Source organism: Natrarchaeobius halalkaliphilus (genome assembly GCF_003841485.1).
Taxonomy (GTDB): Archaea; Halobacteriota; Halobacteria; order Halobacteriales; family Natrialbaceae; genus Natrarchaeobius; species Natrarchaeobius halalkaliphilus.
This window is the reverse complement of sequence record NZ_REFY01000005.1, coordinates 246,689-260,095: the sequence shown is the minus strand read 5'-3', so window position 1 is coordinate 260,095 and position 13,407 is coordinate 246,689. Positions and strand designations below refer to the sequence as shown.

The window sequence follows — 13,407 nt, the reverse complement described above, 5'->3', positions numbered from 1 at the left end:
TGATGGCAGCGTTTTCAGAGCCGAAAGCCCATGCAGTCGACTGGGTAGATCGGAATAGCGACCAGCTATCGACGTTCGAACAGCGAATCTGGGAGTACGCGGAACCCGCTTGGCGCGAGTATCGTTCGGCAGATGCTTACGCCGACTTACTTGAGGAGGAGGGATTCGAGGTTGAGCGAGGGTCCGCCGGTATGCCGACGGCGTTCGTAGCGACCTATGGTGACGGGGACCCCGTCATCGCAACGTACGCGGAGTACGATGCCGTCCCTGGAAACTCCCAGCGACGCGTTCCGTACCGGGAACCACGAGAGGGTCTCCACGAGTATGCACCGGGACATACGGACCCCCACTCGATACTGGGTGTCGGTTCGTTAGGTGGGGCGCTCGCGGCGAAGGACGCGATCGACGAGTACGATCTGGACGGAACGATACGCTTTTTCGGGGAGCCTGCGGAGAAGGTCTGTGGCTCGAAGCCGATTCACGCCACAAAGGGATATTTCGACGACCACGATGCTCACCTGTCGTACCACCCGTATCCGACGAACACGACCGTCTGGGAGACGCACTGTGGATCGTACTGGAGCGTGGTCTTCGAGTTCGAGTGCGAGGAGCCACACACGTGGACGCAATCGAACATCGTTCCTGATGCGAGCCCGTGGCATGCGGATGCACGTGCACCGGGCGCGCTGGACGCCCTGTGTCTGATGTACACGAACACGAAATACACGAAAGAGGCGATGTTCCCACATACCGGTCACTGGATTCTCAACGAATACGTGATGACTGCTGGACAGAAAACCTCGGACAATCTGGCACCCCGAATTAGTCAGATACAGTACTGCTGGCGGGCACCCACGTTGGATCTTCAGCAGCGTATCTACGAGGTATTGCGCCAGAACGCCGAACACGCAGCCGGCGTGAGCCACTGTTCGCTTTCGGAAACGTGGGTGGCAAAGACCCGCGTCGGCCTCGCGAACAACGCGATGGCGGCCGCGACGTACGATAATCTCGAGGCGATCGGCCCGCCGACGCTCGACGAGGCGGCTCGCGAGTTCGGTCGGGACGTTCAGGAGACCCTCGAAATCGAACCGATGGAGAACCCGTTCAACGAGGGTGCCGAAACGCTCGTTCCGCCGGAGGAGTACGAGGAAACCGTTCGCTCCGGGCTGCCGGACTGGCAGCAAAACTTCACCTCGGACGACTACGTCGACTACACGTGGCACGCCCCGACGGTTCGACTCTACACGGGTCGTCCGTGGCTCCGTCCGCCAAGCGACGACTATTCGTACCCCGAGTGGGCGTACAACGCCGTCGGCGGCGTTCCCGAGATCACCCATCCGGGAATGTTCGTCGCGAGCAAAACGATCGCCGCTACGATCGTCGACCTGCTCACGAAGCCCTCGGTTCTCGAGCAGGCCCGAGACGAGTTCGAACGTCGGACTGGCGGCGGCGTGGGCGGCTCCGACTGGGTCGAACCGTTGTTGCCGGCGTCGTTCGACGCGCCGGTCGACTTGCCCTGGCCCGAGTACGTCGAAACTCCTCGGGGTCGGGAGTGGATGTTACCAACACGGCGCGAAGAGTCCACGGCCGGGGACGTGCCGGCGGCGAGAGAGTAAGCGCGACGCATCTTCGGTTGACGATCCGGTCGCTATCTCCTTTTCCACATAGTCCGTTTCGAAGACGGCCCGGACGCCGCGTTTGTCGTTCGCACTACCGGTCGGATTCGAACGTTCGATGATGAATCTCCGCCCGAGAGTGTATTTTCCTGTCTTTCGATTGCTCGAGTACTCCGCGTCCGTGGTCTGGACGCGACTTCAGGTGTGCTTTGACGAAGAAATACCAGGTCCGAAAACGGACGCTACTCGAGGATTCGCTTCGACAGGCGTTCACCGAGGAACGCCACCGAAAGCGAGAAGAGTACGATGACAGTTCCGATCGCGTTGACGGACGGATCGATTCCCGTTCGGATCATCGAGTAGATGACGATCGGAAGCGTCTCCGTTCCGGTCGTCGCCCAGAAGAACGTCTGCGTGAAGTTGTCGAACGAGATCGTGAACGCGAACAGCATCCCTGCGATGATAGACGGTGCCAGGATCGGGAGCGTAATCTCGTAGAACGTCCGGAGTTCGGTCGCACCCAGATTCTTCGCCGCCTCTTCGATCGATCGATCGAGACCGTACAGCTGGCTCGAGACGATGATGACGACGAACGGAATCGTGATCAGGACGTGACCCAGAACGACCGAGAAGAACGTGCCTCGGATTCCGATCATATCGTAGAGGGTTAACACCGCGATACCGGTCACGATCCACGGGACGACCAGCGGCAACAAGAACACGGTATTGAGCGTCTCTCGAGAGAGGAGGCGGTGTTCGAACTCGTATCGAACGAGACCGAACGCGGCGATGGTTCCCACGATTCCGGCACCGATCGCCGAGAGAATCCCGATCGCGACGCTCCGGAACAGCGCGTCGACGAGCTGTTCGTTGTGGTTCGGTGGGACGAGCTCACCGTACCACTCGAGACTGATGCCGGGCATCGGGAACGTGGGGACCTCTTGAGGAGTAAATGAAAGCAGTGCGACGACCAGGATCGGCACGTAGATGAAGACGAACAGCAAGATCGTGTGTCCCGCGAGTAGACGATCCGCCGTTCGGTCCGAAATCTCGATCCTGTGTAGGAGGGCGGTCAGCGGATTCATTCCGAGTCACCTCCCATGCCGTAGACGTCTCCGAGGTTCACCCATCGATTGAATACGTACACGATCGTGAGGACGACGACGATGAAGACCATCGAAATGGCGCTTCCGAGCCCCCATTCTTGTAACTGTCCAAACATATCCCCGATGACGTTTGCGATCATGATGTTCGCTCGTCCACCGAGCAGCGACGGAACGACGAAGGCACCGAACGACATCACGAACACGAGAAGAACTCCTGCTGCCACACCCGGAAGGCTCTGTGGCCACGTCACCTCGGTGAACGCGACTAACCTGTTCGCTCCGAGGTTTTTAGCCGCTTCGACGCCGGAGCGGTCGATACTGGCTAGTGAGACGTAGATCGGAATGATCATGAACGGCAGGAACACGTGGACGAGTCCAATGGCGATCGCACCGCGCGAATACAGCAGTTGAACGGACTCGTTGGCGACGCCCGTGACGTCGTAGAGCACCCAATCTACTAACCCTCCAGAACCGAGGATAAGCCGCCACGCGTAAGTTCGAACGACGACGTTGATCCAGAACGGAAGGATCAACATGAGCAAGTAGAGATTCTTGTGCTCGCTATCGGTGGTCGCAAGCAAGTACGCCGCTGGATAGCCGAGGAGAAACGCCAGAAGCGTCGTTCCGATTGCGATGACGAGCGAATCCCACAGCACGCTGAGGTAGTACGACGTTCCGAAGAACCGTCGGTAGTGTTCTAACGTGAACGACACGTCTCCTTGTGGAGGTACCGGTGTAATAACGCTGTATGCGCCGATAATAACCAGTGCACCGCCGAGTAGCGACAGGACGAGTGCCATTCCCGGAAAGAGATTGAGCAATCCGAGGCGGTTCTTGTGCTCTCTGAAGTAGATACTCGCGTCTCGATTTGCCCGCCGCACGAGATCTCTAGTTGACATGATCTGAATCTACGTCCGTAAGAATACACTGGTTGCGTTTCCACGAGATGGTGATCGCGTCTTCGGCCTTCGACCCGTCTTGCTCGATTCGTCCGGATGCTTCGACGAGTAGCTGTTGGTCTCCCACATCGACGAGCAGGTTCGTCCGCTTGCCGAGGAAGGTACTCGTGATCACCTGTCCCGTAAACCGGTCCTCACCGTGGCCGGTTTCGACGATTTCGAAGTCCTCCGGACGAACGTTTAACAGAACGTCGTCACCGACCTCGAACTCGTTCCTCGCTACCGTCCGTTTGACTTCGACCGTGCCCGTCGCTTCCGTTTCGAGATCGACGTGATAATCGTCTTCTGTTACTGCTTCGACGGTCCCTGGGAACGTGTTCACGTCGCCGATGAACTCGGCAACGAACTGATTTCGTGGGCGGTGGTAGATGTCGTACGGTGGTGCGACCTGTTCCGACTCGCCGCCGTTGAGGACCAACACGCGGTCGCTCATCGACATCGCCTCTTCTTGATCGTGCGTGACGTAGATCGTCGTGATACCGAGTTCTTCCTGAATGCGCTTCAACTCGAAGCGCATCTCCTCGCGGAGCTTTCTGTCCAGGTTCGACAACGGTTCGTCGAGGAGAAGTACCGACGGTTCGATCACCAGCGCCCGGGCCAACGCAACCCGCTGTTGTTGTCCGCCCGACAGCTCCTTCGGGTACCGATCTTGCGTGCCAGCGAGATCGACTAGATCCAGAATGTCGGCTACGTGTTCCTGTCGCTCTTCGGGATCTTCACCCTGCATCTTCAGACCGAAACCGACGTTTTCTCCCACCGTTTTGTGTGGAAAGAGCGCGTAGCCCTGAAAGACCATGCCGAGGTCTCTGTCGTATGGTGGAACGCGGCTGACGTCCTCCGACGAGAGAAGGATTCGACCGTCACTTGGCTGTTCGAATCCCGCGATCATGCGCAGCGTCGTCGTTTTTCCACACCCGCTCGGACCGACGATGGAGAAGAACTCTCCCTTACGAACCGAGAACGAGACGTCGTCCACTGCGGTCACGGACCCGAAGTTCTTCGTCACGCCGTCCAGTCGCAAAATGACGTCACTCTCGGACTCGTCCAATTCACCCTGAGACTGCCTGCTTGCCGATGCCATGGGTTGGTGTGTACAGCGTATCGTTATAAATTCTCTCGTTCGTTATTCGACACCGTCGTTACCCACCGATCGTTTCCTGGAACTCGAGCGACCATTCCTCCATGTTTTCGACCAGCAAAGACGCGTTCCAGAAATTCAGACGGTCTCGGTTCTGATAGTCCGGGCTGTTTTCGACGAGTTCCGGCACCTCGTCCATCTCGGCCGTCGGTGCGTATCCCATCACCGACGAATACTCGTACTGCGTGTCCGGATCGAGCGTGTAATCGATGAACGTCTCGGCCGTGTACCGTCTGTTGGTGTCCGCCGAAACCGAAAATCCGCTCGTCGCCATCGGTGCGCCTTCTTCGGGTATCGTGTACTCGACCGCGACGTCGTCGTCCTGGAGGGCGGCCACCCGACCGTACCACAGCATTCCCGCCAGCGCTTGCTCGTTCGCGAACGAGTCCTGAAGGATACCGCCGGTGTCCGCCCACTCGAACACGTACTCGTTCATCGATTCGACGCGGTCCCAGATTTGCTCCATTTCCGCGTCGGAGTCCTGATCGAGTTCGCTCACGCTTAGTCCCTCGTGGCTCGCGGCGATACCGACGACTCGGTCGATCCAGGACGTGTAGATGACGCTCCCTTCCGTCTCGTCCGTGTAGACGTCTTCCCAGGACTGTGGCTCCGATAGCACGTCGGCGTTGTAGGCGAGGCCGTCTCCGAAGAACTGGAATGGCCCGTAATGTATCTCGTCACCCGGGTCGAACGCCTGCTCGTACGGGCTGAAATCGGCCATGATCTCGTCCAAGTTCGGAACGTTTTCCTCCCGTATCGGCTGTACGAGGTCATCGGACACTGCCGACGGAACTGCGGTGTCGTCCAAGATGAGTACGTCCAGATCCGTCGATCCGGCCTGCACCTGAGCGATGAGATCCCAGTTATCGGGATACGTTTCCGCGTTGACCGTGATGTCGTATTCGTCTTCGAACCCATCAAGTATGGTTTCCGATATCCCGTCCCCCATCGCGCCACCGTAAATCGCCACGTTCACTTCGTCTGCCAGTTCGTCTTCCCCGGACGTCTCGTCCTCGTCATCACCGTTCCCGCCGAGACAGCCGGCCAATCCCGCTGTGGCGACGGTAGCTACGCCAGTCGTTCGAAGCAGTGATCGTCGTGTGTACATCTATCACATAATGTGGAGGTGTATTATATAATTCTCCCGGTCGTATACGGCAGTATCTGTTGAAAATTAACGAACTCTGTCCCAGAAATTACCCCTCATCAGAAAAAACGGTACCGCTTCCGAATCGATCCGGCGTAATTCTCGAGTGACGACAGTCGAAATTACTTGTCCGAACGGGCGGCGTAGACCGGGTTTGTCCACGATTCCGGATAAAACGGCGGGAAGGAATCTTCGGCACCGGTCGGCGGTTCGACGTTTTCGTCGAGAAGCACGGGAACGTACTCGTCGTCGGTCCGTTCTCGATACTCCGCCTGCGCCCGCTCGAGACGTTCCGGTTCGGTCAGGAGATCGACAGCGGTTCCGGTCATAATCTTCGTTGCCGTCAAGATCGTTTCGTGTGCGACGTTCGTCGTCGCGAGTGCGGCGGTCGTCCACGTCGGGAGCCGCGATTCGTACGCGCCCTCGAGGAAGTACGTCGTGTGGATCCAGGCCGTCGGAGAGTGCCAGCTGAACTCCGTGACGTCGTCGGCCCAGTTGAACTCACCGACTTCGTTCCAGTCGAATTCGTCGACGTACGTCGCGAGGTCGGGGTTGAAGTTTCCGCAGACCTCCGCTTCGGGAGGCGAGAGCGTCTCGTCGAACGGCCGTTCAGGCGGATCAATGCCGACTTCCTCGAGGAGCTCACGACCGAGCTCTCGGTCTTCATCGGTAAAGGAGGGCGGACCGACCTGCTCCATATTTTCGTACGCGACGTCGGTCATCACCGTGTTCGGAAGCCACGGTCGCGTCGCGGCGACTTCACGGAACTCGTACTCCGCGCCGGTCACGTCGGCGGCGGCGGCTGCCGCTCGCTCGATCGTGTCTCTGATCTCGTCGAGGACCTCGTGAGCTTGCGAGCGACTTCGGTAGGCGAACCAGATTTGGGTGGTCTTCGGCAGGTTCGTCAGGCACTGCCCCCCGTTCGTGATAAGTTCGTTGACCGATGGGTACGCGTCCCGCGGAACGTGCTCTTTCATCTGTTCGACCATGTTCAGCGTCATAGTCGCCGCGTCGAGAGCGCTGACTCCGTCCCAGGGACTCCCTCCATAGACCCCGACGCCCTCGAAGTCCACGATCGCCGTGCGGTACGGACCCGGACCGGAGTAGCGAGTCACCGTGTTGTGTGAGTGTGGATGCCAGGCGACCGTCGCGTCGAGATCGTCGAGATATCCCTCGCGTGCGAGGTACACTTTTCCGATACAGAGTTTTTCGGCGGGGGTCCCCAGTATCTTCACCTGTCCATCCAGATCTTCCGCTTCGATGGCGTATCGTGTCGCCACGGCTGCTGCAGTCCCGGCCGTTCCCAGACCGTTGTGGATATCTTCGAACCCGGAGCCGCCCTCGGCGATCGGACTCTTTTCGATCGTCGCTTGTTCCTGTGAGTTTCCAGGTGTCGCATCGTACTCCGCGTAGAAGCCCATCACCGGTCCGTCGGTCCCGTATGTTGCGACGAACGCCGTCGGCATACCGGCGATACCGTGTTCGACGTCGAACCCGTGCTCTTCGAGGAACCGAACGTGCGCTCTGGCCGAATCGTACTCCCGGAGGGCGGGTTCCGCGCACTCCCAGACCTCGTCGGAGAGTTCCGTGATGCTCGATCGATTCGATTCGATCCACTCTCGCCCCCTCCGCTTCGCGGGAGAGGCTTCGCTTTCAGACATGCATTCACTAGTTTTTAGAGGGAGTATATATACGTTGGGTAGCGTCGAGATTTCGACCGTAGCCGGCGTCAGCGGACCGACCGAACCGCGCGGTCACTCGAAAGGATTGATCTCCCGCTCGAGTTCCGTCGTCGCTTCTTCGAGTAGCGCCGGGATCTCCTCGGTGAACCGATCGTCGGTCATTCGGTACGCGGGTGCGAACAGGGAAATCGCACACACTACCTCCCCGGTAGGATCACACACGCTCCGACCCACGGCACGAAGTCCATCGACGAACTCCTCGTCGGAGAGAGCGTATCCGCGGTCCCGTATCGTTTCGAGTTCGTCGTACAACGCCGATTCCTCGGTGATCGTCTGCTCCGTCCGGCTCGGTAGCCCCCAGCGGTCGACGATTCTTTCGACGTGGCTATCCGGCATCGCGGCGAGCAGGGCCTTGCCGGCTGCCGTCCAGTGGAGGTAGTAGTAGGTTCCGGTGTGGTAGTCGGGATTTCTCGACTGGACTTCGCCCGCTTCGTACCGGTGCTCCGGATGGTACGATTCGTAGATAATAAGCTCACGATCGTCGTTTTCGATCCCCACGTCGACCTCTTCGTTCGTCTCCTCGGTAAGTCGTCTCGCGGTCTTCGTCGCGAGATTGTACGCCCGCTTGCGGGTCCGGGCGTACTGACCGAGGTTGTAGAATTTCATTCCGATGTGGTAGCGTTCTCCTTCCTTTTCGAGATACCCGCTCTTCGCTAACGTTTTCAGATGTTTGAACACCGTGCTCTTTGCTAACCCCGACTCGTTCGTGAGCTCCGCCAACGTCGCTCCGTCGAGACGTTTGATCGTCTCGACGAGTTCGAGCGACCGATGCGTCGTTTCGAGCTCGTTCTTCCGTGAGCCGTGTTCCATGCCCACTGGTACCAACCGAATTCTTATAATGGTTTCGCTCTCCCAAACCACGATGGGCTGGATTCGATCGACCGATCGCTCCGTCAACCGCACCGTGCGATCCGACGGACGCCGAGATACCCGTCTTTCCTTGATACGTGCTCACAATCAACACCCAATTACGGATGTACGGCTGTAATACAATTCGGTCGATTTGGGACACCGCTTCACGGTATACCAGTTTCGATAATACGAACTGGTCGTCGCTTTGTACCGACTCTCGTTGTGTTATCACGCCATCCGTGCCGATGCAACGGTCGAACCGGACGGCCCTCCGGTGGCTTCGACGCCGAATCTCTCGACGTCGTTTCTCTCCAGCGAATCTTTATTGCGTCCCCGCGGCCTACACTGGAACCGTCTCGGCTTCGTTCCGGTGTGAACACAAACTATCAAGTACACCCGGCTCGAACCTCTGATCCGTACGAGATATGAGTGATAATCGCAATCAGACGGGAGCTGATCTCGTTACCAGTGCACTCGAGGAGTACGGCGTGTCGCGTATTTTCGGCAACCCCGGAACGACCGAGCTACCACTCCTTCGATCGCTCTCGTCCTCAGACATGGAGTACGTTCTCGGTCTCCACGAGGACATTGCCGTCGGAATGGCGGCCGGATACGCGAGCACTCGTCGGTACCACGCGTACGACGACGACTCGATACTCCCGCTCGGCGTGGCCAACCTCCACGTCGGGCCGGGGACGGCTCACGGGCTCGGAAACCTCCAGAACGCGATGGTCTCGGGCGTTCCGTTGCTCGTCACGGCGGGCAACCACAGCACCGACTTTCAACACGAAGAACCGATCCTCTCGGGGGATCTCGAAGGAATGGCCCGCGAATATACCAAGTGGAGCACCGAGGTCTCGGATATCGCCGCACTTCCCACGGTGCTTCGGCGGGCGGTTCGCGTCGCGTTGACGCCGCCGACCGGACCGGTCTTTGTGAGCTTTCCGATGGACGTACTGATGGCCGAAACCGACGCGGACCCGGAACGACTCGGTCCGATTCCGACGTTAGGAGTCGGTGACTCCGAGCAACTCGACCGCGCCGCCGAGGCGTTGATCGACGCCTCCGATCCAGCGATCGTACTGGGCGACTGGGTCGGACGATCGGGGTCGGACGCGGTCTCGGCTGCGGTGGACCTGGCAGAGGCCTCCGGTGCGCCGGTTTACGGCGAGCTCATCACCTGCGAAGTCAACTTCCCGCACGATCATCCGCAGTGGATTTCGGCGTTGCCCCCGGTCGAAGACATGGCTCGCAGACACCTCGAGGCGGATACGCTCGTCCTGGTCGGAACGCATTCCAATACGACGTACATCCCTCACGATACGCCACTGATCGACGCGGAGACGACCTGTGTACAGATCAATCCCGAGGCGTGGGAAGTCGGGAAGAACGTTCCTGCCGACGTCGCCGTCGTCGGCGATCCCGGCGAGGCGATGGCAACGATCGCCTCACAGGTCGATGACGGGATTACCGAGGCGACGCGCCGATCGAGGATCGACCGGGTCGCGGAGCGACGGAACTGGCTCGACGCTGGTGGCGATTCCGACGGGACCGATGCGTCCGCGACGGCCGACGTAACGAAAGCCCGTCTCGTCGACTCACTTCGTGACGCGGCACCGGACGCGTTCGTCGTCAACGAAAGTAACACGAGCAAGTATCCTCTGATCGAGGGATACGACTTCCAGCCCGAGCAGTGGCTGTCGAACAAAAACGGGGGACTGGGATACGGTCTTCCGGCGTCTCTCGGCGCTGCGGTCGCGTGGTCGGAGCACCCTGACTCACGTTCAGTCGTTGGGTTCGTCGGTGACGGCTCGTTCTGGTACTATCCGCAGTCGATTTACACCGCCGTTCGCTACGGTCTTGACGTGACGGTCGTCGTCCCGAACAATCGGAGCTATCACATCCTCAAAGAAGGCATGACGACGATATATGGGGGTTCGATCGACGATCACGAGTACGTCGGAATGGACTTCGAACCGGAGCCCGGAATCGCTGCCAACGCGCGCAGCCACGGTGCAGTGGCCGAACACGTCCAGGATCTCGCTGACCTGGATTCCACGCTCGATGAGGCGGTCACGACCGAGGGACCGGTCGTCGTCGACGTCAGCGTCTCCGACTGATGGGACGGAACCGCACGTGACCGGCAGTTATATGCATTGCCACGGACCAACTGTAGACGCCGCAGACGGAGGAGATGCCGTCGGTAACCCACTCGGAACCCTTTCGATAATACATGGATCACTCACGAGATATCGACCCCGAACGACTCGAGCGGTACCGATCACTGGCCACCGAGGAACACCTCGATGGCCGTCCCGAAACCGAACAGGCGTACATCGAGGCCTCGATCGATCGAGACGACGATGGTCCTGCACCCGGCTACGATCCGGTCTGGTACTATCACTCGACGAACGGTATGTTCAGAGCCCCTCACAATCGCGACCTTTCCACGGTCGATCTGGCTTGCGTTGGCGTGCCGATGGATATCGGCACGCCGAACGAGCGAACGGGTTCGCGCCTCGGGCCGCGCGAACTCCGTCGATGGTCGCAGAATCACGGTCCCGCTAACCCCGAGACGGGCGTCAACCCGTTCGAACGTTGCAGCGTCAGCGACTGGGGCGACGTCCGGTTTACCGACGATCCCTACGACCTGAGCGCGAACGTCGAGGAACTGTACGAACGGTACGTGGAGTTCGACGATGCCGACGTCACACCGCTGACTGTCGGGGGGGAGCACACGATAACGTATCCGATTCTGCGCGCCCTCGGCAGGGACGAACCGCTTGGTTTGATTCACCTGGACGCACACCCCGACACTCGAGCCGGCGAGTATCACGGTGCCGGCGTCACCGATGCGAACCTCGTCACTAACGCGGTAACCGAGGGCGTGATCGATCCCGAACGAACGATCCAGATCGGTGTTCGCGGTCGGGTTCTTCTCAGCAACGATTTCTCTCACGAGACTGGAATGCGAGTCGTCGAAGCCACGGAGTTTCAGGATGCGGGTCCCCAGGCGATCGCTGAAGAGGCGCGTCGCGTCGTCGGTGACGGTCCGTGTTACGTCACGGTCGACACGGACGTATTCGACTGTGGCGTCATGCCCGGAACCACGCTTCCGGAACCGTTCGGACTAACGGGGCGGGAAGTTCGGGACTTCCTCCGCGGTATCCGGGGAACGAACATCGTCGGTGCGGATCTCGTCGAGCTCAGCCCACCATACGATGATACCGGTAAGTCCGGTTGTCTCGCCGCTGGAATCGCGTTCGAACTCCTCTCGTTGGTTGCCGAAGCACGTGATGAGTTTTCCGACGATACTGGACGGACGACCTGGAACACTCCGTGACATGCCCTAACACCATAGTACCATTTAAATAATAATAAGAAAAATATGATATATTTTCCGAGGGAGAAATAGATTCACCTTTTCGACACTTCCAGCAGAGCAGTAGAATATCCCGTCTCGTGTGCTATTTTCATGTGTATCGGATTGTAACCTATCTCTTCGAGAAATCCGAGTCGCAATCCACGTTTCTGCCAACACCGTCAGGAACCGGTTTGGCCGTTGAATACCACCGATAACCGATGACCTTTCGAAGATTTCCATCCACTTACATTGTAGCAGAAGAAATTTATATTAGTAGTTATATCGGGATATTGTCTATTTGGGATGGAAGAAGGCCTGCCGTCACTTTCCCTTCTCGTTCGTCGAACCATTCGTACACCTCCGGTACGGTCCAGAGCGAAGTGCGATGTGAAACGTGGGTACCCAGTTCGGCATGCCTCGACATGGTCAGCGCCCGTACCGTTTGATTGGTTGATTGATCACGATCGACGATTCTTCGCTCGTGATCGTACGGTGTATTTTCGTTTCGGTCACTCTCGATCACCTGATGGTCGACGACACCGACGCCGTGTGGTGTTCGTTGGACATCTCAGACCAGCAGCTGGATGTCGGATTCTGCCATGTGCTGAAGTGCGGTCGCCGCACCGACCCCGGTCGTGACACCATCGTAGAAGTCTTCTTCGTCGTATCCCATCAGTTCGATGGTCATCTGACAGGCCTGCAGGTCGACGCCCTGCTCGAGCGAGAGATCGATCAGCTCTTCGATCGTGGCGGTTCCGTTCTCGTCGATTTTCTTTCGCATCATTCGCGTCGCCATCGCGTCCATTCCCGGGAGCGCAGCGAGTGCGTTCGGCATCGGCATGTTCGGGTTGCCGACCGCGCTCAGCTTGAGATCTCTCGAGCGTTCCTCGTGGAGGATATCGAGGCCCCAGAAGGTGTGGAAGACGATGACCTCCCAGCCGAATGCGGCCGCGGTACTCGCGAGTATCAGGGGTGGGTACGCCATGTCGAAGCTGCCCTGTGTCGCGACGATGGTCAGCTTTTTCTGGTCGTCGTCGTCGCTTTCGAGCGCGGCGACCGTCTCCTCTAACGCGTCGACGCGAGCCTCGAGTTCCGCTTCGCCCATCGACTCTCCGTCGTCGGCCGTCGAGAGGGTGTCGGTGCTCATCTTATGCCGTCTTTTTGACGTAGTGGATGTACACGTCGTCCCCTTCGACCTGCTCGAGGAGCGAAGCGCCGTCGGTTCCCTTGGCCCACCCCCGAATGTCGCTCATACTCCCCGAGTCGGTCGCGACGACCTCGAGTACGTCTCCGGCCTCGAGGTCGTCGATCGCTTGCTTGGTTTTGACGATTGGCATCGGGCAGGACTGTCCTTTCACGTCGAGCGTCTCGGTGATCTGGTATTCCGAACTCATGATCGATATTGGTGCTCTGTATTGGAGCTATTACACAATATAGTCTGGCAGTATAAAAGGATGCCGATTATTGCACTCGACTCGAACAT

11 protein-coding genes are annotated in these 13,407 nt (G+C 58.8%); 3 read left to right on the top strand and 8 right to left on the bottom strand.

The features are described 5' to 3' along the window. Window positions 1-2 precede the first annotated feature (2 nt). A complete protein-coding gene (locus tag EA462_RS13965) occupies window positions 3-1,616 on the top strand; it encodes a M20/M25/M40 family metallo-hydrolase (RefSeq protein ID WP_124179192.1) in 1,614 nt (537 codons plus the stop codon). A 242-nt stretch (window positions 1,617-1,858) separates the two neighbouring features. Here EA462_RS13965 and EA462_RS13960 read toward each other — a convergent pair whose 3' ends face one another. From EA462_RS13960 to EA462_RS13935, 6 genes are all read right to left on the bottom strand, one after another. After that, window positions 1,859-2,701, bottom strand: coding sequence for an ABC transporter permease (locus tag EA462_RS13960; RefSeq protein WP_124179191.1), 843 nt, complete (start codon window positions 2,699-2,701; stop codon window positions 1,859-1,861). After that, entirely contained in the window at window positions 2,698-3,621 is a 924-nt protein-coding gene (locus tag EA462_RS13955) for an ABC transporter permease (RefSeq protein ID WP_243641428.1), read from the bottom strand. The genes EA462_RS13960 and EA462_RS13955 overlap by 4 nt, the downstream gene beginning before the upstream one ends. Beyond that, window positions 3,611-4,762, bottom strand: a complete 1,152-nt coding sequence (locus EA462_RS13950; protein ID WP_124179190.1) for an ABC transporter ATP-binding protein — start codon at window positions 4,760-4,762, stop codon at window positions 3,611-3,613. The genes EA462_RS13955 and EA462_RS13950 overlap by 11 nt, the downstream gene beginning before the upstream one ends. Before the next feature lie 58 nt (window positions 4,763-4,820). Continuing rightward, complete coding sequence (locus EA462_RS13945; RefSeq protein ID WP_124179189.1) at window positions 4,821-5,927, bottom strand: ABC transporter substrate-binding protein; 1,107 nt, start codon at window positions 5,925-5,927, stop codon at window positions 4,821-4,823. 161 nt (window positions 5,928-6,088) lie between these two features. Beyond that, window positions 6,089-7,627: a peptidase dimerization domain-containing protein gene (locus EA462_RS13940; protein ID WP_124179188.1), complete on the bottom strand. Its 1,539-nt coding sequence runs from the start codon at window positions 7,625-7,627 to the stop codon at window positions 6,089-6,091. 93 nt (window positions 7,628-7,720) lie between these two features. Continuing rightward, window positions 7,721-8,518, bottom strand: coding sequence for an IclR family transcriptional regulator (locus EA462_RS13935; RefSeq protein ID WP_124179187.1), 798 nt, complete (start codon window positions 8,516-8,518; stop codon window positions 7,721-7,723). 467 nt (window positions 8,519-8,985) lie between these two features. Between EA462_RS13935 and EA462_RS13930 the strand changes: the two genes are divergently transcribed. After that, window positions 8,986-10,680, top strand: coding sequence for a thiamine pyrophosphate-binding protein (locus EA462_RS13930; protein WP_124179186.1), 1,695 nt, complete (start codon window positions 8,986-8,988; stop codon window positions 10,678-10,680). A 113-nt stretch (window positions 10,681-10,793) separates the two neighbouring features. Continuing rightward, the gene (locus EA462_RS13925; RefSeq protein ID WP_124179185.1) at window positions 10,794-11,903 is read left to right on the top strand and encodes an arginase family protein; all 1,110 of its coding nucleotides are present in this window, start codon (window positions 10,794-10,796) and stop codon (window positions 11,901-11,903) included. A gap of 589 nt (window positions 11,904-12,492) precedes the next feature. On the opposite strand, the gene EA462_RS13920 is transcribed toward EA462_RS13925, so the two are convergent. Together EA462_RS13920 and EA462_RS13915 are read right to left on the bottom strand one after the other, a co-directional pair. Next, entirely contained in the window at window positions 12,493-13,071 is a 579-nt protein-coding gene (locus EA462_RS13920) for a DsrE/DsrF/DrsH-like family protein (protein ID WP_124179184.1), read from the bottom strand. 1 nt (window position 13,072) lies between these two features. Then, a complete protein-coding gene (locus tag EA462_RS13915) occupies window positions 13,073-13,318 on the bottom strand; it encodes a sulfurtransferase TusA family protein (protein ID WP_124179183.1) in 246 nt (81 codons plus the stop codon). Window positions 13,319-13,407: the final 89 nt, after the last annotated feature.